We start from the raw sequence: 25,305 nt of genomic DNA on the forward strand, positions 1-25,305 counted from the left end.
CCGCTATCCTGCGAACATATCCGATTGAACACGTTCGTAGTTTACGAATTTATTAAAGTTTTTCAAAAACACCAATTCTACCGTACCTACCGGACCATTACGCTGTTTGGCAATAATAATCTCGATAATATTTTTCTTTTCTGTATCTGCATTATAATAATCATCTCGATACAAGAAAGACACAATATCCGCATCCTGCTCAATGGAACCGGATTCCCGCAAGTCAGACATCATCGGGCGTTTATCTTGACGTTGCTCTACACCACGACTGAGCTGAGACAGTGCGATAACCGGTACAGACAATTCACGAGCAATTTGCTTTAGCGTACGCGAGATTTCAGAGACTTCTTGCTGACGGTTCTCGCCGGCTTTACCGCGTCCAGAGATAAGCTGAAGATAATCGATCACGATCATACCCAGACCCTTTTCTTTTTTCAAACGACGGCATTTAGCACGAATCTCTGAAACGGTAATGCCCGGTGTATCATCAATATAGATTTCTGCTTCAGACAACGAAGAAATACCCATCGTCAGCTTCGCCCAATCTTCATCACCTTTAAATTCACCGGTACGCATTACATTCGCATCCAGATTCGCTTCCGCACAGATCATACGTTGGACAAGCTGTGCCGCTGACATCTCCAGACTGAAAATCGCTACCGTTTCTTTGGCACGTACCGCTACATTTTGCGCAATATTCAGTGCAAATGCCGTTTTACCTACCGACGGACGAGCCGCTACAATAATCAGATCGCTTCGCTGAAATCCAGCCGTCATTTTGTCCAAGTCGACGAATCCAGACGGAATACCTGTCGTATTACCACTATTTTGATGCAAAATTTCAACCCGTTCAAATACTTCCATCAACACATCACGAATCGCGATAAAGCCACTACCTGTACGACGATTAGAAATTTCCAAAATCCGTCGTTCGGCATCGCCAAGCATACTGCCGACATCTTCGCCGCCACCATACCCTTCGCTAACAATCTGTGTTGCTGTTCGAATCAAGCGACGTAACATCGACTTTTCTTCGATAATTTGAGCGTAATAATCGACGTTAGCCGCTGTCGGTACCGCATGAGCAAGCTTCGCCAAATAACTAACGCCACCGATATCTTCTAGCTGTCCACGATCTTGTAATAAAGAAGTTAATGTAATCAGATCTATCGGCTGATTTTCTTCACCGAGATTAACCATTGCTTCATAGATCAGTTGGTGTGATTTATCGTAAAAATCTTCGCTGTCTACCCGTTCCATCACTGTAATTAACGCTTCCGACTGAAGCAAGATCGCTCCGAGTGCCGCCTGTTCCGCTTCTAAATTCTGTGGCGGAACCCGATCGTAAAACATTTCGCCGCCCATTTTTACTCCTCAGTAACTTGGACTTTGAGCGTTGCTTTAACATCATGATGTAATTTTACAGCAACTTGTGTTACACCCAATGTACGGATAGGCTCATCCAATTCAATTTTACGTTTATCGACTTTATGTCCTTTTTTGCTCAACGCTTCAGCGATTTGTTTGCTTGTGATTGCTCCGAATAAGCGTCCACCTTCACCGGATTTAGCTTTTAGATCAATCGTCAATGCTTCAAGTTGTTTCGCAAGAACTTCTGCTTCTTCTTTTTCTTCTTGTTTTTGTCTTTCTACAGCGGCTGCTTGATTTTCAAGAATTTTTACATTGCCGCCTGTTGCTGGTTTAGCATGACCATTTTTGATCAAGAAGTTTTGTGCGTAACCGTCTGCCACCTCTTTTACTTCACCTTTTTTACCGCTACCTTTTACGTCTTTAAGAAAAATAACTTTCATTCAAATAACCCCTCTTCCTTTTCCATTTGATCTAGTACTTCACGAAGTCGTGACTCCGCATATTCAATACTACCTTCAAGCTGAACGGCTGCATTGGTCAAATGACCGCCACCGCCTAATCGTTCCATCACGACCTGTACATTCATTTTACCAAGAGAACGGGCACTAATTCCAATTAAGCCATCCATTCGCTCGCTAATCACAAATGAAGCATGTACATTATTCATATTAAGTAGCGAATCTGCCACCTGTGCAATCAACAGTTGTGGAACCTGATGACCGGGTTCAGTTACAGCCAAAGCAACATGGTTATGAATAATTTTGGCGTGCTTAATAATCTCAGCTTTGGCGATATAGTCGCCTAATTCTTCTTTGAGCATTCGTTGTACCAATACGGTATCTGCACCATTGCGACGCAAAAATCCTGCCGCTTCAAATGTACGTGAACCGGTATGTAGCGCAAAATGCTTGGTATCTACAATAATCCCAGCTAGAAGCGAAGTAGCTTCCAGTGTTGTAAATTGTACTTTATCATGAATATATTGCAATAGTTCGGTTACAAGTTCACAAGTAGAAGAAGCATACGGCTCTAGATATACCAGAACAGCATCATTGATAAATTCTTCCCCGCGACGATGATGATCGACAACCACAACACGCTTCGCTCGATCAACCAACTTCGGCTCAATCGTCATCGACGATTTGTGCGTATCAACCACCACTAACAATGTCTGTTCAGACATCGCATTCAGTGCTTCATCCGGTGTAATAAAGCGTACAGATAACCGTTCGTCCAGCTCAATACGCTCCATCATTTTCTCAATCGATGGATTGACTTTATCAAGTACGATATACGCATCTACATCGTACATATCAGCAGCTTTCAACATGCCGATAGCTGCACCGACCACATCCATATCCGGTATTTTGTGACCCATAATAAGCACTTGATCACTATCTAGCATCAGATCACGTAGAGCATGAGCAATCACACGCGCACGCACTCTTGTACGCTTCTCTACCGCATTAGACTTACCACCGTAAAAAGATAGACGTTGATCTGCTTTGACAGCGGCTTGATCTCCGCCACGTCCCAGAGCCATATCCAGACTAGATTGTGCCAGTTCACCCAGCTCACTGATGCTACCTGCCCCGAATCCTACTCCGACACTAAGCGTTAAAGGCACTTTAAGATCAGCAGTCATTTCTCGAATCTCATCCAAAATCACAAATCGACTTTGTTCCAATTCGCGCAAAGATTTTTGATTAAGTAGCAATAAATAACGCTCGGAGGATAATCGTCTTACATAGATACCGTAGTTTTTGGCCCAATCGGTAATTCGTGTAGCAACACGCGCAATCAGACTGGTACGCTGTTGATCGTCCATTCCTTGCGAAGCTTCATCAAAGTTATCTAAAAATACAATACCAAGTGCCAGACGTTCTTCTTCATGACGATCACGCAAATCTGCAAATGTCGTTACATCTTGCAAATAAATCAATCGTTCATCAGGTAAAATAATAAACTCGATCGTCAAATGTCCATGTGGCAATTCAAAGCGTACTTCTTTTGAAGACTCTTTGCGCGCTTCTTCTTTGGCTTGCTGATACGTATCACCAAACCTTGGAAAACATTCTTCAAGCGAAGTGCCTACCAGTGTTTTGCGTCCAAACATACTACCGATATAACGATTATGCCATTCAATCGTATACTGATTGTCATATAAAATAAGACCAAAAGGAAGCGTACTGACCGCTTCCTCCTCTACCCGTCTAATCCGAAAAGATAATCCCGCGATATACTCATCCAATTCCCTGCGAAACGTAAGCTCTGCACGAAGTAAAGATACACCGAACAAAATCACACAGCAAAGTGCAGCCAGTCCGATCATCCAATTGAACCAAGACAGCAAAATGACCAGAACAAGCATAAGCAATGAAGCCCATACTGTTCGATAACCATGCCAGCGGTTTAATAAAAAATTAGGCATCATTCATCACCTTACCGTTTCGGTCTCGTAATATATTCGCGGAGCGGGAACGCTAGATCAATAATACCAACAATACGAAGTGGTGGAATCAATACCACAACTAAAGCTAACAGAAACGGAAGAAACGAATTCCATTTCCGATGATGACCTAAGAAAAATACAAAGCCAATCGTTTGAATCGTAAAAGCAATATGTATCAGCGGCATGAAATTAAGAACAAACGCTGCCAATACACCTGTTATATTTGTAGCTACAAAATATTCTAAAAATACAGCAAGTAAATAATACCAGATCAATGATCGAGGTAATCTCCAATCACGCGCAGGTCTTAATTTAGGAACAGAGTAGTTCATGCCTTCCAAAATTGGACGACAAATAGCATGTGTAATCACAACCATTGTAAATGAACTGATAATCAAAGCAAATGGAATCATCTGTAATGTATAATTCCACAATCCACGCACAAATTCAGGCGAGAAGATATCAGCGATATCTGGATTGATATCCGCCATAGCTCGCATCGGAGCGACAGATAGCTCTACAATATCTTTTACATAGATCGCTAGATTAAACTTATAGACTACTGTAGCAAAAATTAATAACAATAACATTTCGACTAGCGTGGTAATTCCAGTCGTAAATATTACTCGAAGTGCAGATGCATTCTTTTTGTACAACCGTCCCATTACAATACCTGGAACCATAAAGAATATGCCCAGTATCGCTACATAAATGCCTAACCTACCTTCTAGCTGAATCGCTACGATCATCGTAATCAACCAGACTGGAACCAGGTGCATAATGAATTGGCGCAAGGATAGTGTCGAGTACAGCACGACTACAGGCACAATCAGAAAAAATATCGTTATAATGGATAATGACGTTAATAAAGACAGCAACAGAAGCAAATAAGCTATACTCCATGCCACCGATGTCCAGCGCAATTTCAAAACATTCACCTCTTACCTACATGTTATTCAGCAATTAGCTAAAAAAGATTTACTCATAATTATAGCATAAACGCTAATAAACACACATCGATTTATCGATACTGCTTACGTAACTTTCATATTCTTAGCCATTCTTGATTTTTCAGGGTTATACTCCCCACTACGTACAAATTGCTCACAATATTCTATAATCTGACTACGTCTAACAATACCAATAAAACGATTCATATCATCGACAACAGGTACAAAGTTCTGTACTTTTGCTAGATTGATCAAATCCTCCATATTCGCATCGATGGATACAGGCTTATTGTCTTTTTGCAAAGGTACATCCGACATTAGAAATTTAGAAGCGTTCTCAAAAGTCACTTTGCCTTCGGAATTTTTCATAAACCATAATAGATCGCCTTCTGTTACTGTACCTGCGTATCCTCCATCTTTATTCAACATCGGCACTGACGTATAGCGATGGTATTCCATTCTTTCAAGCGTCTGACGTAGTGTCGAATTAAGGGTGACACAAACGACCTCCTGCTTCGGTAGCAGAAAAAACGCAATATTCATGAAAAATCCTTCCTCTCATAATCTCAAGACCACGAGCATGATCTTATAATGAATCATTGTTTTGGTATGAATAGGCTTGTGCTCAATCCTGTACAGTACGTTTCAGCCCATACTTCGTTTCAGGATTCTCTTTTATTCTAAGCGATATTGACGTGACAATAAAGCAAGCTAGTGAATCAGAGAACCCGCAGTGTCGGTAGCTCCATCGGCTGAATCTCTATTATTTATATCGGAATCAGAAGCGTCTGATTTCATCCATTCATCGATCAAATCTCTCGCTTCTTTAATTTCACTTTCACGCGGCACTTCATAATATACACCATCTACATATTCTCCATCACCAGCAATCGTAAATGAAGTCACTTCAGGCTTGCCGGTACGTAAGATTTGACTTGCTAAGCCTGTAATCGTTTGTGGGCGCATATCTGTTTTGAAATTAGTACCCATAATATCTAACAATTGAGGAATTTTTTCAATCTGATTAAGCTGTATCGCTTGGTCTGCCAGAGCTTGTAAAAAAATCTGCTGACGTTTGGTACGTCTAAAATCACTATCTTCACGATAGCGAACATAATAAAGTGCTTCTTGTCCAGAATAAATAGGCTTACCGCCTTTGATAGTAAACTGCTCATGGTTAGGATCTTTATTTACGATATCTTCTTCTATCGGTAATTTTATGCCTCCTAAGGCATCTACAGAATCAATAAGACCTTGAAAATTAATCGTGGCATAATATTGTAGCTTTTCATCCATAAGATTCTCAACCGTATCCATCGTCATCTTGATACCACCAAATGCAAAGGCATGATTGATTTTATCTTTTTTGTCTTTGCCTATAATCTCAGTGTACGTATCGCGTGGAATCGAGATGAGTAGCACTTTAGATTCCAGAGGACGCATAACAGCATAGATAAGGGTATCTGAACGTGCAGTCTCGTTATCACGTTGATCACTGCCAACCAATAACATTGAAAACGGCTCTGTCAGTACAGGTAGTGCTTCGGTAGCTTCTTGCTCGCCGCCAATTTGACGTACAGGTTGATATGTCTGTGCTAATTGATCTTCAATACTGCCCGCTACGAACCAATCGAACATCAATGCAGAGATCGGTTTCCGCAACAAAAAAAGGCTTCCAGCTACGACAACTAATGCAATTGCAGCTCCAATAGCTATTTTACGTTTTCTCGCCATTCATCCATTCCTCTTTTCAGACAGACCCGTATTATCTTCATTAAACGTTTGATAACGACTATGACACAGGTTGATGGTTTTGCTAATTATACTTCAAAAAGCATATTTACAACATAAAAAGCGCACAGGATCACATCTTCGAAATCCAGACATGATTCTGTGCGCTATAGAAACAGACAAATCAACGATTTATCTGCATATATTTATAATAGTAATAAATATATACTACTCAGTTGTGTAAGGTAGCAATGCGATTTGACGAGAACGTTTAATCGCGATAGTCAACATACGTTGGTATTTAGCACTTGTACCTGTTACACGGCGTGGCAAAATTTTACCACGTTCGCTGATAAATTTACGAAGCAAGTCCGTATCTTTATAATCGATGTGCTTAATTTTGTTTACAGTGAAAAAACATACTTTACGACGTTTGTTACGGCCACGGCGTCCACCTGGACGTCTGCCTTCTCCATCGCCGCTTTCGCGTCTATTGAAGCTCATATCATTCAGTCCTTTCTTTCATTAAAATGGCAAATCATCATCGGAAATATCTATCGGTTTACCGTCATCAGAGAATGGGTCCTGGTTATCTCGTGAGTTGTTGTTTCCATTATTACTATTATAGTTGCTACGGTTATTACCGCCGCCGCTATTGTTAGAATTATTGGAAGACTCTTCACGGGATGATCCTCCACTGCCGCCACCATCACGATTAGATTCAAGGAAACGAACATTATCAGCAATAACTTCAGTCACGTATACACGTTTTCCTTCATTATTCTCATAATTACGTACTTGAATTCGGCCTTCAACCGCAGTTAAGCGACCTTTTCGTAAATAGTTAGCACAAGTTTCAGCCAGTTGTCTCCAAGTGACGACCGGGATAAAGTCCGCTTCGCGCTCTCCACCTTGGCTCGTAAAAGGACGATCCACTGCTAATGTAAACTGGGTTACAGCTACACCAGCGGGTGTATAGCGAAGCTCCGGGTCTTTGGTTAACCGGCCGATCAAAATGACACGGTTTAGCAATCCAATCCCCTCCTCGAACGGTTCTTACAATTTAAGCAGATTATTTAGTAACGTCAACAGTAATGAGATAACGAATAACATCGTCAGAAATCTTCATAAGACGTTCTAGTTCAGCAACAACTTCTGGTGCTGATTGGAAGTTTACCAATACATAGATACCGTCACGAATTTTCTTGATCTCATACGCAAGACGACGTTTACCCATTACATCATGCTTTGTAATTTCGCCGCCGTTTGTGATGATGCCTTTGAACTTCTCAACAGCTGCATCTACAGCTTCTTGTTCCAGTTCAGGACGAAGAATGTACATCACTTCATAATTGCGCATAGTTTTCACCTCCTCTTGGACTAAGGCCCCTAATCAATGTCAGGAGCAAGGAACGAGCACAGACTCGAACTATATGATTATACCAAAATATAAGATACGAATACAAGCTTTATTTTAACGAAAACAAAATTTAGTTCAGCTTCTTATAACTTCCTCTTTATTACTATAGATATAAATTAAAAAAGCTCCATCGCAATTCTGCGACAGAGCTTAGTAAACGATATGTAAGTTGCAAAAATAATATGGAAGTAAAAGTGGCGGAGAGAGAGGGATTCGAACCCTCGCACGCCCTGAAGCGCCTAACTGATTTCGAGTCAGTCCCCTTATAACCTCTTGGGTACCTCTCCTTGTCTGAGTTGACAACAAAATTGATTATACTGCATTGTATTTAGGTTGGCAAGAATAGATTTCCCTTTACAGAACAGCATTTTCCGCCTATATTGGTACCTGGTCATAATCCAACTTAACTATACATATTATCGCTCAATTGTTACTGTATCTATCTGTACTATAACAGTTTTAGAGTCTTTGTTGCCATTAGGCAAAGCTTTATACAGGCTCTGCATTTTTATAGATTTTGATGAATATCCTTTATTTTAATAGGATTTATCGCTAGGAATCTCATTTCTTTGCTGGAACTCTTCCTGTATCTATTTCCTCTTAATTTTGCTGATAATCTATAAAATCAACTACGTTCTATACTTTATCCTCTGATTTATGACTAGATTTGAGCCATAATCTACTATAAAACTTGCTTTCGATCGTCTCCTGTTATATTCTACTATCTCACTGTTATATCTATCTTTTTGATTTCTATAGTTATGCACAATCCTACTAAAAAGCAAATAAAAAAGGTTATCCACTGTGGATAACCTTTGATTTCACTCTTTTTGATCTGTATGCTGTTGATAACTTTATATTTTCTTCAGTCGCTTATTCACTCATTGGTTGAACTTCACTATCTACCGAGCGTAATACTTTTTTCATATTTTTCTCAAATTTGGCTCTAGGTACTAATATACTATGCTTACAACCTACACATTTTATCCGAATATCCATCCCCATTCGAATAATTTCCATCTCATTACTTCCACAAGGATGTGGCTTTTTCATTTGCACAATATCGCCCAATTGAAAAACCTTACGTTCCATTTCTTCACCCTCCACCGTTCCTGATCGCATTACTTTCTCTATCGTCCTATAATCTTATACTTTATCACACTTATCCACATGTTTATATTGATTATTCTTATCGCTTTTATTGATCGTTTGATATATTTTCGTCTCGTTTATCTTTCGCCTGTGATTCTAGTTCTCCTTCACCTTGTAACGGAGTATTGGCTGCTTCTAATTCTTTTTGTTTTCGAGCTTCTTCCTCTTGTTGCTGAGCTTCTAACAATAGCCGTTGCTCTTCTTCATGATCCAGTGCTTTTTTGACAGCCGTTTGTACCGCGCGCTCTACTCCTGCTCGTGAATTCGGCTGACACTCGGCAACGATTCGAATCGCATACTCTGCTGTTGTTAACGATTGAATCCCTAACACTTCTGGCATTTTCAACATTTCTGGATGATCGTCTTTCAATTCTTCTACCGCTTGTTTTACCAATTTCAGCGCATCGTCCATACTTCGTTCTAATTTCAATGGAACATCTACAACAGCCAACGAATTAGAAAGTGAAAAGTTCGTTACACTGATAATCGAACCATTTGGAATAATATTAACTTCACCATTCCAGCTGACTAGACGGGTTGTACGTAATCCCACCATCTGTACAGTTCCTTTATACGTTCCTACTTGAATCACATCGCCTACTGCAAATTGATCTTCAAAAATAATAAAGAATCCTGTAATAATATCTTTAACAATACTTTGTGCACCAAAACTGATCGCTAGACCTGCTACCCCGGCTCCTGTTAATAACGGTGTCAAATTAAATCCAAATTCATTCAACACTAACATAATCATAATAAAATTAAACACACTAGAAACAACGTTTTTTAATAGTTCACCTATCGTAATAAACCGTCTTGGATTCGTTCTTAGCCTACTTTTGTCTTTCCCTTGCAAAGAACGCTCAATCACTTTGCTTATAACTTTAATAGCGATTTGAGTCAGTATAAAAATCAGAACTATACGAATACTGGAAAATAAAAATTGCCACCACATATCTGTATCGCTCGCCCATTTCCATAACCCGCTCGTAAATCCGCTAACTTGATCTGTAGCTGTTTCTGTTAATTGCTGAATATCTTGTCCACCTGTTTCTTGATTTAAAAAGCCTTTCATTCATTCACCCTCCTATAACACAACTTGCTCATATGTCTGTTGTTTTTGTTTGAAAATGCCTCGGATCTCGACTTGTTCTGCTTTGATAATATGATCGACTTCTTGCAAATCTGTTTCTGGGAATTGTATACATAGCGCACAACCAGCGGTAATTTCTTTCGGTGTAGGGAACATATCATTTTCAATATCTGCGTATTCCAGTAACATCTCTGCTCGTAATGCCTGTTGCGTAGAATCAAAAGCAATCACCAGTATATCATTCATCTTTTTCTTTACCCCCTTTTACAATTGATGTCCCTACAAATTATGCGTTCTCTTTCTTAAAGCTTACACGTATCTGTCTATAGATACAAAATCGCCGCCGTAAACATAAGAGCTATATTAGCATCTTTGTGATCACGACGGCGGTAATAAGACTTTTAAGCCTTACTTATGATTTGGTTGGTGTTGGCGATTTTGCAAGTTGAATGGCTTCTTTTTCTTCAGGAGATAAGTTGTAGGTAGATTCGCTTTTAACAATCGGCTTCGCATACATATACGAGCTATCTCGATTGTGAAGCCCTGTAAGAATAACACCGTCTGATTCATCATTTAGAATAGCTAGTGAAAAGCTAAGATCACTACCATGATCAGAAAAAGCATTGTATCGTTTCATTCCGATATGTGCCGGTACTTGACGCAAACGATTTTCGATCGCTTGAAAACGATCACGTTTGTTCTGTTCATCATCTTCTATCGAATCCATTTGTAATTTCAAGTCTAGCAATAGTGTTTCTAAGTTTTCGACTCCACTACCTGCCATCATCTGATTGTACCGTTTGCGCATTTTGCTTAATTTGACTGCTTGTACGATAGCAATAATCAATAAGATAATCATGATTACAGCTATACCTCCTACAAACAAATACAACTGTTCTGCTATCAGTCCATTCAATTCCGCCATCGTTGTCTGCTCTCCTCTTTCCTTCTTTTATTGCTATTTATATTTTCTAATAAGCTTAGTTAGAACATCTTATTTATTGAATCATCCATCTCTGATCTTACGTACGATGAATATATTGAATGGCTTCAATCAGACGATCGATATCATCTACGGTAGATCGATATCCAACACTAGCACGTACAGCCCCTGTATTTAAAGTCCCTGCTGATATATGAGCAAGTGGAGTACAATGCATTCCTGCTCGTACCGCTATACCGAATTCTCGATCTAAGCGAAAAGCGATTTCTGCACTGTCTTTATGCTCCATTATAAAAGATACAATACCTGTACGTTCTTTGCCAAGTTCAGGTCCCAAAACATGTACATTCGGGATATTTAATAACTTTTCGATCATCATTTGCGATAACTGTTGCTCTTCTTTAGCAATAGTAAGCACTGAACGCTCTAACACATACCGAGCACCTGCATGTAGACCTGCTATACCGGGCGTATTAGGTGTTCCTGCTTCATATCGATCCGGTCTTACAGTCGGTTGATTGATCTCTTCTGATTGGCTACCAGTGCCTCCATAGATCCAGGGATGAAGATCCATATCAGGTGCTATATATAAACCGCCTGTTCCTTGCGGCCCTAACAATCCTTTATGACCTGGAAAAGCAGCCATATCGATTTGCCATGATGATAACGATACAGGGATATGACCTGCACTCTGAGCGATATCGACCAAAATTTTGGTTCCATGATCATGAGCGATACTAGACAATTCAGCAACCGGTAATATGCTACCCAATAGATTAGAACTATGATTACATACCAAAAGCCGCGTTCGCGGCGTAAAGGCTTGATTCACTTCAGCTAAATTAATATCCCCTTGAGCATTCACAGCAATATAGGTCACTTCTATACCGATACTACGTCTTAGCGCTTCTAAAGGTCGACGTACAGAATTATGTTCTGTCATGGTCGATATCACATGATCTCCTGCTTCTAGATACCCTTGAATAGCCATATTCAGAGCTACTGTAGTATTGGCTGTAAAAGCAATATCTATAGGGTTATGTACATCTAGAAGTTGGGATAATGTTTTACGACAATTAAATAATTCACGACTCGCTTGAACAGCCATACGATGGCTACCACGGCCAGGATTAGCAGAAGCTTGTTCTAACGCATATAACAACGCTTGACTCACTTCAGGCGGCTTAGGAAAAGATGTAGCTGCATGATCTAGATAGATTACATTTTGAGTCTCATGATATTGAGCTGACAATGTAGCATCCTCCTGCTTACATCTGATTTAGCATTTCTAACAATCGTTCTAAATCTTGCTTACTGTAATAATTCAATTCGATTTTGCCTTTGTCTTTGTTGCTATGTTTAATTTTAACAGTCGTCTGAAAACGGTCACGTAATGTTTCTTCAACGTCTACCAGATAAGGATCTGTTTTTTTGATTTTACTTTTAGTTGAATCTTCTTTCTTTTTGTCTAGGTTCTGAACTGCTTCTTCTAGTTGGCGTACATTCCAAGCTTGTTCAATAGCTTTATTAGCCAAAGCAATAATCAATTCTTCTTTTTTAACGCTGACTAATGAACGGGCATGTCCCATTGATAATGTTCCACGTGAAACATGTTCTTTGACAGCATCAGGCAGTGATAATAATCGTAAAAAGTTAGCAATATGAGAACGAGATTTACCAACTTTGGTCGCTAATTCTTCTTGCGTCATTTTGAACTCTTCCATCAGAGCTTGATAAGCAGTAGCTACTTCCAGTGCATTTAAGTTTTCACGCTGTACATTTTCGATTAATGCTATTTCCATTACTTGTTGATCTGTAAAGCTACGAATGACTGTCGGAATCGACTTTTTACCGGCTACTTCTGAAGCACGATACCGACGTTCTCCGGCAATAATTTCGTATCCTTTTAACACTTTACGTACAATAATTGGTTGAATAACCCCGTGCTGACTGATCGATTCTGCTAATTCTTGAATCGACTCATGATCGAAATGTTTACGCGGTTGATATGGATTAGGACGTAATTCTTTTAAGCTAACTTCTATAATTTTATCGTCATCATTTACAGATAATGAAGGAATCAGCGCATCTAGCCCCTTACCAAGACGTTTACTCATAAGAAACCACTTCCTTTGCCAGCTCTAAATAAACTTCTGCTCCTTTAGAACGAGGATCATAAGTAATAATCGCTTTACCATGTGAAGGTGCTTCACTCAAGCGAACATTACGCGGAATAATAGTCCGGTATACTTTATCTTGGAAATATTTTTTAACTTCTTCAATGACTTGAATACCTAGATTGGTACGTGCATCTAGCATCGTTAACAATACGCCTTCGATCTGAAGATCAGTATTCAAATGTTTTTGTACCAAGCGCACTGTATTTAATAGCTGGCTTAGCCCTTCCAAAGCATAATATTCACATTGAATCGGAATCAAAACAGAGTCTGCTGCGGTTAACGAATTGATCGTCAAAATACCAAGCGATGGTGGGCAATCAATCAATATATAATCATAATCTTGTTTGACCTGACTGATCGCATTTTTCAAGCGCAATTCTCGTGATATCGCTGGCACTAATTCAACTTCTGCTCCTGCAAGTTGTATTGTAGCCGGAATAATATGCAATCCTTCGATTACAGTTGTTTTAATTGTATCTTTCGGGGCAACATCGTTAATAATAATATCGTAAATACAATTTTCAACATCTGCTTTATTGATACCTACCCCACTGGTTGTATTCCCCTGTGGATCAATATCGATTAACAGAACCCGCTTACCCAAAGTCGCCAGACAAGCTCCCAGATTGACAGATGTGGTTGTTTTACCAACGCCACCTTTTTGATTCGCTATAGCTATAATTTTCGACAACTCATTCACCCCAATATTATGAAATTCGCTTGATGATAACAATGATTATTCCGTTCTATACTAACAGCCGAAGTGTGTATAGAGCACTTCGCTGTTAGCGTTTTGGTATCTTTATCACAATTTCATAATGGTCTTCATGATCTTGTTCAGATGTATTAATAGCGAGCCCTGATCCAGACACAAGATCAATCGATTGGCGAATTGTATTCAATGCTAGTCTTACATCTTTGGTATACGAGATCCGTTTAGATTTTTTAACAGTATTTGTTTTTTCTTTATAAAAAGCTACACGAGCTTCTGTTTGTTTTACATTCAATTCTTTTTCAATAATGTCGTTCAATACACGAAGTTGTAACTCTTCACTTCCAAGCGATAATAGAGCGCGAGCATGTCGTTCAGTAACTTGACGAGCCATTAATGCTTGCTTGATCACATCAGGTAAATTTAAAAGCCTAATTTTGTTCGCAATCGTAGACTGGCTTTTACCCAAGCGTTGAGCCAAACTTTCCTGAGTCAGATCATGCAGATCAATTAATTTTTGATAAGCCATCGCTTCTTCGATCGCTGTTAATCCTTCACGTTGCAAATTCTCGATCAATGCGATCGAAGCTGCTTGTGAATCATTGAACTCTCGAACAATAGCTGGAATCGTTGGCATACCTAATTTGGTAACCGCCCGATAGCGTCGTTCACCTGCAATAATTTCGTATTTATTATTACGAATACGTACAACAATAGGCTGAATTACACCATGAGTTTTGATCGTCTGGCACAATTCTTCGATTTTAGCATCATCAAAAATAGTACGGGGTTGATACGGGCTAGTTGTAATATTCGCAACCGGTATCTGTTTGACTTCTTCCCCATGTGCGCGTTCAGTCAAGCCAAACAATTTGGAAAATTGTTCTTTCATTCGGTATAAGACCACCTAATCTCATGATAGCAACACCTGAATAACAGATGTACTTGATAATACGAATAAGACATTCAACTAATTTCCTTGTACTTCCATCTATATTATTTTAGCACTTTTCAACCCATAATCCTATGATAGAACAACAAAAATTGTGACTAAAATTATAGTGATCTATATTCAAACATAACAAAAAGTTGTACAGCATGTTCCACGTGAAACAATGCTATACAACTTTTGTACAAAGACTATTCTAGTCATGATCAAGCTATCACATATTAGCCTAAAGGTTCTTTCATCGGTGTACCTGCTTTGCGCGGATACTTGGCTGGTGTAGCAGCTTCTTTAGTAATAAGAATAATATGACGATCCGATTCTTCTACAGGCAATTGGAAATGATGAACTTCACGAACTTTTCCTTTTAACAATCCTAGACTGCGAAAAGCATGCTGAATTTCTTCAGCAGGATCGATCCCTTTCATCGCTGCAAATGTACCACCTGTTTTTACAAACGGTAAGCAAAATTCATTCAATACCGAAAGCTTAGCAACTGCTCTAGCGGTTACTAGATCGTGATGATCACGATAACCTTCTTTTTGTCCCCACTCTTCTGCACGGCCATGAATCAATTCTACATCCTGTAGTCCCAGACGATTCACTACACTTTGCAAAAATTGAATCCGTTTATTAAGCGAATCGATAATCCGTAGCTTGATATGTGGAAACATAATTTTAAGCGGAATACCTGGAAATCCAGCACCTGATCCGATATCAGCAAGTGTCTGTATTTCATTCAAATCCATATAAAAAGCAAGAGAAATTGAATCATAAAAATGCTTGTTATACACTTGATCTCGTTCAGTGATGCCCGTCAAATTCATTTTTTCATTCCAAGTAATTAGCTCTTGATAATACCCTTCAAACTGTTCTAATTGTTGCTCATTAATTGCAATATGTTGTGCTGCTAATGTGTCAGTAAAATGCTGTTGAATTGGATCCATTCCTTACCCCCGTGCTGCGGTTACCCGATTATAGTGTTCTAGATATACAAGTAGAACTGAAATATCTGCTGGTGTTACGCCAGATATCCGTGAAGCTTGTCCGATTGATAAAGGGCGGATTTTAGCCATTTTTTGTTGAGCTTCTGTGGCTAATCCTTTTACTTCTTCATACACAATCGTTTCAGGCAATTTCTTTTGTTCCATTTTTTTCAGACGTTCGACATGAGATTGTTGTTTTTCAATATAACCTGCATATTTGATCTGAATCTCAACTTGCTCTTTCATATCTTCTGTTAATGGTTCAGGTGAAGGTGATACTGCTTCAATAATGCTATACGATACTTCTGGACGACGAAGCACTGTTAGTAGATCTACACCATTTTGTAGCGTAGACGAATCGATCGTTGCTAACAATTCATTGATCTCGACAGGTTTTACTTTTGTTTTGCTAAGACGTTGAATTTCTTGCTCTACTTTAGCTTTTTTATCCAAAAACTTCTGATACCGCTCTTCTTTAACCAGACCAATATCATGTCCTATTTCAGTCAAACGCATATCGGCATTATCATGACGAAGCAACAAGCGATATTCTGCACGTGAAGTCAGTAGACGGTAAGGTTCGTTAGTTCCTTTAGTCACCAGATCATCGATCAATACACCGATATATCCTTGTGAACGATCTAATACAACGCCTTCTTTACCTTGTGCTTTGCGTGCAGCATTGATTCCAGCCATAATCCCTTGACCTGCTGCTTCTTCATAACCAGATGTACCATTGATTTGTCCAGCTGTGAACAATCCAGGCATTTGTTTGGTTTCAAGTGTAGGCCACAATTGTGTAGGCACCATTGCATCATACTCGATTGCATATCCGTTACGCATCATTTCTACTTTTTCCAATCCCGGAATCGAGCGCAATACTTGCAACTGCACTTCTTCAGGCAGACTGGTAGAAAGACCTTGTACATAATATTCAGACGTATTTTTACCTTCTGGTTCTAGGAAAATCTGATGTTTTGGTTTATCGCTAAAACGAACAATTTTATCTTCAATAGACGGACAGTAACGCGGCCCTGTTCCTTCGATCATACCCGAGAACATCGGTGCACGATGAAGATTGTCGCTAATAATTTGATGCGTTTCTAAAGAAGTATATGTTAACCAGCAAGGCATTTGCTCATTGCTTGACGATTCGGTTTCATAAGAGAAAAATTTAACTTTATCATCACCTGGTTGAATTTCTGTTTTGGAGAAATCAATACTATCACGATGTACACGTGGTGGTGTACCTGTTTTGAAGCGAACCAATTCAAAACCCAACTCTTTCAAATGTTCTGACAATTTGATCGAAGGTTGTTGATTGTTCGGACCGCTCTCATAAGCCAATTCACCCATAATCACTTTACCACGTAAATACGTGCCTGTTGTCAATACAATAGATTTACCTTTATAGGTTGTACCTGTCTTCGTAATAACTCCTGTGCAATGTCCATCTTCAACGATAAGACGCTCTACCATACCTTGACGAAGCGTCAAATTAGGCTCTTCTTCCATCGTTTCTTTCATCGTATGCTGATATGAAAATTTGTCTGCTTGTGCACGTAGCGCATGTACAGCAGGACCTTTAGCTGTATTTAACATCCGCATTTGAATAAATGTTTTATCGATATTGCGTCCCATTTCGCCGCCAAGCGCATCAATTTCACGTACCACATGCCCTTTAGCCGGTCCACCTATAGAAGGATTACATGGCATAAATGCCACCATATCCAGATTAATCGTAATCATCAATGTACTGCATCCCATACGTGCCGCCGCAAGTGCTGATTCACAACCTGCATGCCCTGCACCGATTACAATAACATCATATTCTCCACCCATATATGTCATGGAGTGTACCTCCTCTATATTTCAAGTCATACAGTTTTGCTGCACAACTAAACATTATATTATTTATAGCTCACGTCAGATTGAATCATACTCAAGCCTACACTCAAGTATATCGTAAAACAACCACACTCATGTGATAAAATCGTAAATTTAACGCAATTTTTAAATGTTTATGTTACAAAACGCTGTATAACGACTTATTTTCCCAGACAAAATTGCGAGAAAATTTGATCAATCAACGAATCTGGAGCAGAATCGCCTATAATTTCCCCTAATTGTTCCCATGCTAGACGCACATCAATTTGAATCAAATCGATTGGAATCATATCATCAGACGCTTGATACGCATCTTGTAACGAACGTTTCGCTTGTTTGAGCAGTGCAATATGGCGCACATTACTTACATACGTCAGATCAGCGGATTCTAATTTACCGCCAAAAAATAATGTTGAGATCGCTTCTTCTAACTTATCAATACCTTTTTGATCTTTCACAGACATCGTAACAATACTTTCTTTCGGGAAATACTCTTCCAATTTCACCAGATCCAACTGACGATACAGATCCATTTTATTCACAATAATAATAACCTGACGATCTTTCAATTGTTCTAATAACTGAATTTCATCTTCATGTAAAGCTTCATTGTGATTAAGTACCAGTAAGATTAGATCTGCTTCACTTACAGCAGTACGGGAACGTTCAACACCAATCTTTTCTACTACATCAATCGTTTCTCGAATACCAGCGGTATCTAACAATTTCAAAGGAATATTGTTAATCGTTACGAACTCTTCTATAACATCACGAGTGGTACCCGGAATATCCGTAACAATAGCGCGGTTATCTTGCGCTAGTGTATTAAGCAGTGAAGATTTGCCTACATTCGGTCGCCCTACAATTGCGGTTGTAATGCCTTCACGTAGAATCTTACCTTCATTAGCGGTACGTAATAATTCATCTATCCCACCGATCACTTCAAGTGACTTTTGTTTGATAAAATCAGAAGTAACTGATTCTACATCATGTTCAGGATAATCAATATTCACTTCAATATGAGCAACCATTTCGATTAATATCTGTTGTAGTGGTTTGATCTGACGAGATAACTTCCCTTCCACCTGACGCAATGCTACCGAAAAAGCTTTGTCTGATTTGGAACGAATCAAATCGATTACACCTTCAGCTTGCGACAAATCGATCCGTCCATTTAAAAACGCACGTTTGGTAAATTCTCCTGGTTCTGCAATTCGAATCTGTTGTTGCAGTAAAAGCTCCATCAGACGACGTACAGACACAACCCCACCATGCGAACTGATTTCAACCACATCTTCAGTAGTAAATGAACGAGGTGCACGCATAATCGTCACCAGTACTTCTTCCATTTTTTCACCTGAATCAGGATCGATAATATATCCATAATGTACAGTATGACTATCAGCATCAACTAATTTTTGTTTTCCTCGAAAAAGTTGATCCACTTCTCCGATCGACTGTGGTCCACTGACACGAATAACTGCTATCCCGGCTTCTCCGACAGCAGTAGATATAGCAGCAATAGTATCACTTATCATAATGATGATTCACCTTTCTTTCTCCAAAATTAAAATCAATATATTCCTAACTAAATAAAAAGCAATGATCTTCTGCCCAAAGGCAAAAAATCATTGCATGACGTTTACTCATTATCGAAGTGTAATCACTACACGGCGATTAGGTTCTTCGCCTTTACTGATCGTTTTCACACGAGCATGGTTTTGAAGTTTGGCATGAATCACTTTACGTTCCTGCGAAGACATAGGTTCCAGTACCACTTCTTTTCCACTACGAATCACTCTACCTGCCAAACGATCTGCTAAATCTTCTAATGTTTTCCGGCGACGTTCGCGGAAATTTTCAGCATCTAACAAAATGCGTACATATTTGTCTGAATAACGATTGGCTACAATATTTACTAGATATTGAAGAGCATCTAACGTTTGACCGCGGCGACCTATCAGTAGCCCCAGATCATTACCCGAGATATTCATCGTATATCCATCACGATTGCGCTTAATATCAACTTCTAATTCAAGACCTATACTTTGACCGACTTCTTTGACGAATTGTATGGCTTCATCATGAGAATGAGTAGATGCACTGCCTTCCTTGTCTGCTATCTCTGTAATTGATGGAGATGCAGTAGAACGATCTTCCAGGGAGACAGGGACAGCAGGGCTGGAAGGAATCTGCACAGTCGGCTTAGATGACAACAGTGTCAATTCTACTTTGGCAGGTTTCGCTCCAAATAGACCCAGGAATCCTTTTGACGGCTGTTGCAATATTTGCACTTGCACTTGTTCCTTACTCGCACTTAGACGAGTAAGCCCTTCTGCTATAGCATCATCAATGGTTTTTCCAGACGTAATGACTGTGGTCATTTCGAAATTGGGCCCTCCCTTGTGGTGCTCAGAATGTAAAAACGATAGATCGATAATACGTTACATCTATAGTTAGAACGCTGCCCCGGGGAACAGCGCTCCAATAGAATTTCTTAACGACGTTTCTTTTTCGATTTTTTCTTGTTACGAGCTTTGTTGTTAGCAATTTTGCGAGCAGCACTTGTTGTATCTGTAACTGCACCAAGATCAGTAACGACTGTATTTTTGTTACGATACAAGAAATAGTTCTGTACGATTGTGTAAATATTACTGTATACCCAGTACAGCGGAAGTGCTGATGGGAATTGATAAGACATGACGAAAATGATGATCGGATACATATACATCATAATTTTCATAGGACCCTGCATTTGTGCCGGGTTCATACTCATCATCATTTTAGTTTGAAGGAATGTGGTGATTGCAGCGATAACCGGCAAAATAAACCATTTATCCGGTTCACCTAGTTGTAACCATAAAAACGTATGCTCACGAAGCCCTGTGTTGTAAATAATCGCATTATACAAAGCGATAAAAACAGGCATCTGAATAATCAATGGTAAACAGCCGGCAGCCGGGTTAACCTGATTTTCCTGGAATAACTTCATTGTTTCAGCTTGTTGTCTTTGTGGATCATCTTTGTATTCTTCGCGCAATTTTTGTAATTGCGGTTGAATTGCTTGCATTGCTTTAGAACTTTTGACTTGTTTTAACGTCAATGGCAAAATCAATGTACGTACGATAAGCACCAGAACCAAAACCGCCAGACCATATTCTCCGCCAAACCAATCAGCGAAAGTGTCTAAAGCGTAGGCAAACCAGTACACGACGTAACGTTGCCACCAACCTCCGTTCTGTAAATCCTCTGTCGAATGCGTTGCCATATTAGTCGGTGTACAACCCGCTAAAATAGCCATCATCAATCCGGCAGCTATGAGGAGCATCCATCTTCCTCTGCGAATCTTCAATAACGACACTTCAAAACCCCTCTCTTAGCCATTCCATTTCCCTGCAAATCATACCATATTTAGCAACACAAATAAACTGAAAGCACTACCGTTGTGAACGCTTAATTAAAGAAGATTTACGTAGGACGTGGAGGATACTTTTTTCAAGCTCCTTATATTGTAGAGAAAGTGCACCTTTGCGTACGATAAATACCATATCGATCTGCGGTACAATCTCAGCAGCATGATGACGCACAATTTCTTTCACCATACGACGCATCCGATTACGGACAACTGCATTCCCTACCTTTTTACTGACAGACACACCCATCCGAAATTGTTCAATATCTTTTTTATGAAACCAATACACCACAAATTGATGGTTTGCAAAAGAACGACCATGACGGTATACACGGCTGAAATCTGCTCGGTTCCGTAAACGCAGTTTTTTTTGCACCGTAATTTCCCCTTAATTTCAAAACAAGAATAGTAGACTTCTTTTATATATAGTAAATGAAAAACTTTTTTATCATTATTTTGAGTGTAAAGAAAAAAAGACCACCGCAGTGGTCTTAAAGTAATTTACGCGCTTAGGACTTTTCTGCCTTTAAGGCGACGAGCCGCCAGCACTTTACGGCCATTTTTAGTACTCATTCTTTTACGGAATCCGTGTACTTTGCTACGTTTTCTTACGTTAGGTCTGAATGTTGGTCTCATATTGTGCACCTCCTTGCAGGAAATCTATATTCCATATTTAATTGGTTCTATTCACATAAAAATTCCCTTATACATTTAAACACGAAATGTCTATATAAGTCAATGAAATTTCATTTATTACATTTGCCCTATTTTCTTTATATGTAGAAAGAGGGAATATGTCACATAAATTATCTTTATCCACCATGCTTATTTTCAAGCAAAAAACTCCTCATTTTTCGGTTTATCCACAGGGTTCTTTTTCTACTCTTTTTTCCACAGTTATACACTTTCTAAAAATCTGCCTGTGTATAATTCAAAAATTTTTCCACAACCAAAAAGTTTGTTCCAAACAATTTATAAACAATATCTAGTGGTGTGCATAAGTTTTATACACAACAGATTGAATTTGTGGATAAATTATCGGTTTTCGTTGAAATAAAGGGTTCTTTTTGGTATTATTATATTGTTTTTGACTGTGAATAGATTATTCTAACCTAAAAATTATCAACAGCCTGTGGATAAAGTTGTGAACAATTTCTTCTTATTCTTTTTTTAATTTATCCACCTTCTGGTATTCTGGGGATAATTCTACGCCATTCATTATAATTATCATTTTCAATATTTCCGATATCCGCGCATGGCTTCAGCCACACATTGGAAGTTTAAAAGGAGTGACAGTCTGTGGACAGCCATACTTCCGAATTATGGCAGCAAATATTATCCATTATTCAAACAAAGCTGAGTAAGCCTAGCTTTGACACCTGGTTCAAAGCAACCAAAGCGCTGACTTTTACTGAGAACTCGATTGTAATTTCAGCACCAACCACTTTTGCTGTAGAATGGCTTGAAAGCCGGTATACCAAATTGGTAAGTTCAACCGTTTTTGAATTTTTGGGAAGACAAGTAGATGTGAAGTTTGTGATCGAAGAAGCACTTCCTGAGGAATCGCTTTTACCTGCACAGACTCAATCGCAACCTGCTATTTCGATGCGAGAAGAACCACTTGCTAATATGCTAAACACCAAATATACATTTGATACATTTGTTATTGGTGCTGGTAATCGTTTTGCGCATGCTGCTTCATTAGCGGTAGCCGAAGCACCTGCCAAAGCATATAATCCATTATTTTTGTACGGCGGCGTAGGACTGGGCAAAACTCATCTAATGCACGCAATCGGACATTATATTTTGGAACATAATCCAAATAGCAAAGTGGTATACATTTCTTCCGAGAAATTTACAAACGAATTTATTAACGCTATTCGTGACAACCGCGGGGAAAGTTTCCGCAACAAATACCGCAATATTGATATTTTGTTGATTGATGATATTCAATTTTTAGCGGGCAAAGAACAGACACAAGAAGAATTTTTCCATACGTTTAATGCACTGCATGAAGAACGTAAGCAGATCATTATTTCTAGTGATCGACCGCCAAAAGAAATTCCAACACTTGAAGAAAGACTTCGTTCACGGTTTGAATGGGGATTGATTACTGATATTCAGCCTCCAGATCTAGAGACACGCATCGCTATTTTGCGGAAAAAAGCGAAAGCGGAGAATTTAGATATTCCGAATGAAGCAATGGTCTATATTGCTAATCAGATTGATACGAATATTCGCGAACTAGAAGGTGCTTTGATTCGTGTTGTCGCTTATTCGTCACTAACCAATCAAGATGTAACTTCTCATCTCGCTGCTGAAGCGCTCAAAGATATTATTCCGTCCAGCCGTCCACGAATGATTACGATTCAGGATATTCAACAAAAAGTTGGCGAATTTTATAATTTGAAAATGGAAGATTTTAAAGCCCGTAAAAGAACCAAAGCTGTGGCTTATCCACGCCAAATTGCGATGTATTTATCACGGGAATTAACAGATTATTCTCTGCCTAAGATTGGGGAAGCTTTCGGGGGACGAGATCATACTACCGTAATCCATGCGCATGAGAAAATTTCAAGAACGCTTAAGATTGATCAGGAGTTGTTCAAAGTTGTGAATAACTTAACGGAAAAGATTAAAAATCCATCCTGAATAAGTCACAAGCCTATACACAATCTATACACATGTGGATAGGCTTACTTACACGTGGGTTTGAAGGGGTTATCCACATATCCACTGCCCCTACTACGATTACTATAAAGATTTAATATATATCTTCTTAATAAAAACACGTTCTGAAATTCATCAAATGACTTCAAAACATTTGTGATAAAGATGAACCTTGCTGATTAGGAGTGAAACCATGAAGATCCAAATTTCCAAAAGTTATTTGAATGAATCGATACAACATGTTTCCAAAGCCATTTCGAGCCGTACTACAATCCCTATTTTGACAGGGATCAAATTTGATGTTTCGTATACAGGTGTCACATTAACTGCAAGTGATACAGATATTTCGATCCAATCCTTTATTCCTGCTGAAGACAATGACAAAACGATCGTACAAATTGATCGTGCAGGCAGCGTGGTTTTACCTGCTAAATTTTTCGTAGAAATTATCAAAAAACTTCCTTCTTCTGAAATCGAAATGGAAGTTCGTGACGGTTTTCAAACGTTTATTCGTTCAGGTGCTACAGATATCCAGCTGGTAGGACTCGATCCAGAAGAATTCCCTGTTCTTCCAAGCATCGAAGAAAATCAACAAATCTCTATTCCAGGCGATCTGCTCAAAAATATGATTAAGCAGACTGCTTTCTCTATTTCTACACAAGAAACAACGCCTATTTTGACAGGGGTACTTTGGAATCTAAACGAAAGTGAACTAAAGTTCGTTGCTACAGACCGCCATCGTTTAGCAAGTCGTACTGTTCATATGAGCGAAGATACAGGAGTACGTTTTAGCAATGTTGTTATCGCTGGTAAAACGTTAAACGAATTAAGTAAAATTATTCCTGACCAAAACACATTATTAGATATCGTTGTAGCGGATAATCAGGTATTATTTAAAATTGATCGTGTGCTTTTCTATTCCCGTATACTGGACGGAACATATCCGGATACATCCAAAATCATTCCGACCAATTTCAAAACAGAAATCGTTATCGATACCAAAAAATTAGCCGATTCAATCGATCGTGCGTACTTGCTTTCCCGCGAAGAAAAAACCAATATCGTGCGTATGCAAACATTGGACAATGGAGCTGTTGAAATTTCCTCCAGTTCTTCCGAGCTTGGTAAAGTAACGGAACAGCTTGAAGTCGCTCGTTTTGAAGGTGAACCATTACGCATTTCTTTCAACTCCAAATATATGTTGGATGTGCTAAAAGTGATCGAAAGTGAACAATTAGCGATTCAATTTACAGGTGTAATGAGCCCGATCATTATCAAACCGCAAGATGATAGCCGCAGTCTGTATATCATTTTGCCTTACCGTACAACCAACTAATCCAATCATCACAAACCAAAGGATTAAATAAAATAGCCAGGTATTTTGCAACAAGTTCCTGATC

26 protein-coding genes and 1 tRNA gene are annotated in these 25,305 nt (G+C 39.1%); 2 read left to right on the forward strand and 25 right to left on the reverse strand.

Translation table 11 applies throughout. The features are described from left to right. Positions 1 to 3: 3 nt before the first annotated feature. The 25 genes from dnaB to rpmH all read right to left on the reverse strand — a co-directional run bounded on the left by dnaB (position 4) and on the right by rpmH (position 21,871). A complete protein-coding gene (gene dnaB / locus PQ456_RS22805) occupies positions 4 to 1,365 on the reverse strand; it encodes a replicative DNA helicase (protein WP_204825760.1) in 1,362 nt (453 codons plus the stop codon). 2 nt (positions 1,366 to 1,367) lie between these two features. After that, positions 1,368 to 1,811 carry a 50S ribosomal protein L9 gene (gene rplI, locus PQ456_RS22810; protein WP_273614284.1) on the reverse strand — a complete coding sequence of 148 codons (444 nt, stop codon included), beginning with the start codon at positions 1,809 to 1,811 and terminating at the stop codon, positions 1,368 to 1,370. Beyond that, complete coding sequence (locus PQ456_RS22815; RefSeq protein ID WP_273614285.1) at positions 1,808 to 3,802, reverse strand: DHH family phosphoesterase; 1,995 nt, start codon at positions 3,800 to 3,802, stop codon at positions 1,808 to 1,810. Before PQ456_RS22815 ends, rplI begins: the two co-directional genes overlap by 4 nt. 11 nt (positions 3,803 to 3,813) lie before the next feature. Further along, the gene (locus PQ456_RS22820) at positions 3,814 to 4,752 is read right to left on the reverse strand and encodes a DUF2232 domain-containing protein (RefSeq protein WP_273614286.1); all 939 of its coding nucleotides are present in this window, start codon (positions 4,750 to 4,752) and stop codon (positions 3,814 to 3,816) included. Between the two features lie 105 nt (positions 4,753 to 4,857). Next, entirely contained in the window at positions 4,858 to 5,316 is a 459-nt protein-coding gene (locus PQ456_RS22825; protein WP_204825756.1) for a CBS domain-containing protein, read from the reverse strand. Between the two features lie 168 nt (positions 5,317 to 5,484). Beyond that, positions 5,485 to 6,507: an LCP family protein gene (locus PQ456_RS22830; RefSeq protein WP_273614287.1), complete on the reverse strand. Its 1,023-nt coding sequence runs from the start codon at positions 6,505 to 6,507 to the stop codon at positions 5,485 to 5,487. A 225-nt stretch (positions 6,508 to 6,732) separates the two neighbouring features. Beyond that, positions 6,733 to 7,008: a 30S ribosomal protein S18 gene (gene rpsR / locus PQ456_RS22835; RefSeq protein WP_069326395.1), complete on the reverse strand. Its 276-nt coding sequence runs from the start codon at positions 7,006 to 7,008 to the stop codon at positions 6,733 to 6,735. Positions 7,009 to 7,029: 21 nt separating this feature from the next. Beyond that, positions 7,030 to 7,536 (reverse strand): single-stranded DNA-binding protein, encoded by a 507-nt coding sequence (gene ssb, locus PQ456_RS22840; RefSeq protein WP_273614288.1) that lies wholly within the window; start codon positions 7,534 to 7,536, stop codon positions 7,030 to 7,032. 40 nt (positions 7,537 to 7,576) lie between these two features. Further along, complete coding sequence (rpsF, locus tag PQ456_RS22845; protein ID WP_204825753.1) at positions 7,577 to 7,864, reverse strand: 30S ribosomal protein S6; 288 nt, start codon at positions 7,862 to 7,864, stop codon at positions 7,577 to 7,579. 255 nt (positions 7,865 to 8,119) lie between these two features. Beyond that, positions 8,120 to 8,211, reverse strand: a tRNA-Ser gene (locus PQ456_RS22850). Positions 8,212 to 8,797: 586 nt separating this feature from the next. Further along, positions 8,798 to 9,016, reverse strand: coding sequence for a DUF951 domain-containing protein (locus PQ456_RS22855; RefSeq protein ID WP_273614289.1), 219 nt, complete (start codon positions 9,014 to 9,016; stop codon positions 8,798 to 8,800). Between the two features lie 106 nt (positions 9,017 to 9,122). Beyond that, positions 9,123 to 10,151, reverse strand: a complete 1,029-nt coding sequence (locus PQ456_RS22860) for a mechanosensitive ion channel domain-containing protein (RefSeq protein ID WP_273614290.1) — start codon at positions 10,149 to 10,151, stop codon at positions 9,123 to 9,125. Positions 10,152 to 10,163: 12 nt separating this feature from the next. Beyond that, positions 10,164 to 10,415, reverse strand: a complete 252-nt coding sequence (locus PQ456_RS22865; protein WP_273614291.1) for a putative Se/S carrier protein — start codon at positions 10,413 to 10,415, stop codon at positions 10,164 to 10,166. A 166-nt stretch (positions 10,416 to 10,581) separates the two neighbouring features. Continuing rightward, positions 10,582 to 11,094: a DUF4446 family protein gene (locus tag PQ456_RS22870; protein ID WP_273614292.1), complete on the reverse strand. Its 513-nt coding sequence runs from the start codon at positions 11,092 to 11,094 to the stop codon at positions 10,582 to 10,584. Between the two features lie 97 nt (positions 11,095 to 11,191). Next, positions 11,192 to 12,364 carry an aminotransferase class V-fold PLP-dependent enzyme gene (locus PQ456_RS22875; RefSeq protein ID WP_273614293.1) on the reverse strand — a complete coding sequence of 391 codons (1,173 nt, stop codon included), beginning with the start codon at positions 12,362 to 12,364 and terminating at the stop codon, positions 11,192 to 11,194. Between the two features lie 16 nt (positions 12,365 to 12,380). Further along, entirely contained in the window at positions 12,381 to 13,229 is an 849-nt protein-coding gene (locus tag PQ456_RS22880; protein WP_273614294.1) for a ParB/RepB/Spo0J family partition protein, read from the reverse strand. Beyond that, positions 13,222 to 13,983, reverse strand: coding sequence for a ParA family protein (locus PQ456_RS22885; RefSeq protein ID WP_204825746.1), 762 nt, complete (start codon positions 13,981 to 13,983; stop codon positions 13,222 to 13,224). Before PQ456_RS22885 ends, PQ456_RS22880 begins: the two co-directional genes overlap by 8 nt. Positions 13,984 to 14,077: 94 nt before the next feature. Further along, entirely contained in the window at positions 14,078 to 14,896 is an 819-nt protein-coding gene (noc, locus tag PQ456_RS22890) for a nucleoid occlusion protein (protein WP_273614295.1), read from the reverse strand. A gap of 278 nt (positions 14,897 to 15,174) precedes the next feature. Beyond that, positions 15,175 to 15,897: a 16S rRNA (guanine(527)-N(7))-methyltransferase RsmG gene (rsmG, locus tag PQ456_RS22895; protein ID WP_273614296.1), complete on the reverse strand. Its 723-nt coding sequence runs from the start codon at positions 15,895 to 15,897 to the stop codon at positions 15,175 to 15,177. A 3-nt stretch (positions 15,898 to 15,900) separates the two neighbouring features. Beyond that, the gene (mnmG, locus tag PQ456_RS22900; RefSeq protein WP_273614297.1) at positions 15,901 to 17,787 is read right to left on the reverse strand and encodes a tRNA uridine-5-carboxymethylaminomethyl(34) synthesis enzyme MnmG; all 1,887 of its coding nucleotides are present in this window, start codon (positions 17,785 to 17,787) and stop codon (positions 15,901 to 15,903) included. 197 nt (positions 17,788 to 17,984) lie between these two features. Continuing rightward, positions 17,985 to 19,361 (reverse strand): tRNA uridine-5-carboxymethylaminomethyl(34) synthesis GTPase MnmE, encoded by a 1,377-nt coding sequence (gene mnmE, locus PQ456_RS22905; RefSeq protein WP_273614298.1) that lies wholly within the window; start codon positions 19,359 to 19,361, stop codon positions 17,985 to 17,987. 111 nt (positions 19,362 to 19,472) lie between these two features. After that, entirely contained in the window at positions 19,473 to 20,207 is a 735-nt protein-coding gene (gene jag / locus PQ456_RS22910; RefSeq protein WP_273614299.1) for an RNA-binding cell elongation regulator Jag/EloR, read from the reverse strand. Positions 20,208 to 20,320: 113 nt separating this feature from the next. Continuing rightward, positions 20,321 to 21,184 carry a YidC/Oxa1 family membrane protein insertase gene (locus PQ456_RS22915; RefSeq protein ID WP_204825740.1) on the reverse strand — a complete coding sequence of 288 codons (864 nt, stop codon included), beginning with the start codon at positions 21,182 to 21,184 and terminating at the stop codon, positions 20,321 to 20,323. A gap of 76 nt (positions 21,185 to 21,260) precedes the next feature. Beyond that, positions 21,261 to 21,611 (reverse strand): ribonuclease P protein component, encoded by a 351-nt coding sequence (rnpA, locus tag PQ456_RS22920; RefSeq protein WP_069326379.1) that lies wholly within the window; start codon positions 21,609 to 21,611, stop codon positions 21,261 to 21,263. A gap of 125 nt (positions 21,612 to 21,736) precedes the next feature. Then, entirely contained in the window at positions 21,737 to 21,871 is a 135-nt protein-coding gene (rpmH, locus tag PQ456_RS22925; RefSeq protein WP_069326378.1) for a 50S ribosomal protein L34, read from the reverse strand. A gap of 663 nt (positions 21,872 to 22,534) precedes the next feature. Between rpmH and dnaA the strand changes: the two genes are divergently transcribed. Next, complete coding sequence (gene dnaA, locus PQ456_RS22930; RefSeq protein WP_069326377.1) at positions 22,535 to 23,887, forward strand: chromosomal replication initiator protein DnaA; 1,353 nt, start codon at positions 22,535 to 22,537, stop codon at positions 23,885 to 23,887. Between the two features lie 211 nt (positions 23,888 to 24,098). Continuing rightward, complete coding sequence (dnaN, locus tag PQ456_RS22935; RefSeq protein WP_273614300.1) at positions 24,099 to 25,241, forward strand: DNA polymerase III subunit beta; 1,143 nt, start codon at positions 24,099 to 24,101, stop codon at positions 25,239 to 25,241. Positions 25,242 to 25,305 lie beyond the last annotated feature (64 nt).

The sequence above is a fragment of the Paenibacillus kyungheensis genome, assembly GCF_028606985.1.
GTDB lineage: Bacteria > Bacillota > Bacilli > Paenibacillales > Paenibacillaceae > Saccharibacillus > Saccharibacillus kyungheensis.

Coding starts and splice junctions, on each gene's coding strand:
- mnmG (WP_273614297.1), bottom strand. CDS start 17,787: ATGACATATATGGGTGGAGAATATGATGTTATTGTAATCGGTGCAGGG.
- rsmG (WP_273614296.1), bottom strand. CDS start 15,897: ATGGATCCAATTCAACAGCATTTTACTGACACATTAGCAGCACAACAT.
- jag (WP_273614299.1), bottom strand. CDS start 20,207: ATGACCACAGTCATTACGTCTGGAAAAACCATTGATGATGCTATAGCA.
- rpmH (WP_069326378.1), bottom strand. CDS start 21,871: ATGAGACCAACATTCAGACCTAACGTAAGAAAACGTAGCAAAGTACAC.
- dnaB (WP_204825760.1), bottom strand. CDS start 1,365: ATGGGCGGCGAAATGTTTTACGATCGGGTTCCGCCACAGAATTTAGAA.
- rpsF (WP_204825753.1), bottom strand. CDS start 7,864: ATGCGCAATTATGAAGTGATGTACATTCTTCGTCCTGAACTGGAACAA.
- PQ456_RS22880 (WP_273614294.1), bottom strand. CDS start 13,229: ATGAGTAAACGTCTTGGTAAGGGGCTAGATGCGCTGATTCCTTCATTA.
- PQ456_RS22870 (WP_273614292.1), bottom strand. CDS start 11,094: ATGGCGGAATTGAATGGACTGATAGCAGAACAGTTGTATTTGTTTGTA.
- PQ456_RS22860 (WP_273614290.1), bottom strand. CDS start 10,151: ATGAAAGGCTTTTTAAATCAAGAAACAGGTGGACAAGATATTCAGCAA.
- PQ456_RS22865 (WP_273614291.1), bottom strand. CDS start 10,415: ATGAATGATATACTGGTGATTGCTTTTGATTCTACGCAACAGGCATTA.
- PQ456_RS22815 (WP_273614285.1), bottom strand. CDS start 3,802: ATGCCTAATTTTTTATTAAACCGCTGGCATGGTTATCGAACAGTATGG.
- PQ456_RS22825 (WP_204825756.1), bottom strand. CDS start 5,316: ATGAATATTGCGTTTTTTCTGCTACCGAAGCAGGAGGTCGTTTGTGTC.
- rpsR (WP_069326395.1), bottom strand. CDS start 7,008: ATGAGCTTCAATAGACGCGAAAGCGGCGATGGAGAAGGCAGACGTCCA.
- rplI (WP_273614284.1), bottom strand. CDS start 1,811: ATGAAAGTTATTTTTCTTAAAGACGTAAAAGGTAGCGGTAAAAAAGGT.
- dnaN (WP_273614300.1), top strand. CDS start 24,099: ATGAAGATCCAAATTTCCAAAAGTTATTTGAATGAATCGATACAACAT.
- PQ456_RS22855 (WP_273614289.1), bottom strand. CDS start 9,016: ATGGAACGTAAGGTTTTTCAATTGGGCGATATTGTGCAAATGAAAAAG.
- PQ456_RS22830 (WP_273614287.1), bottom strand. CDS start 6,507: ATGGCGAGAAAACGTAAAATAGCTATTGGAGCTGCAATTGCATTAGTT.
- noc (WP_273614295.1), bottom strand. CDS start 14,896: ATGAAAGAACAATTTTCCAAATTGTTTGGCTTGACTGAACGCGCACAT.
- mnmE (WP_273614298.1), bottom strand. CDS start 19,361: ATGATAAGTGATACTATTGCTGCTATATCTACTGCTGTCGGAGAAGCC.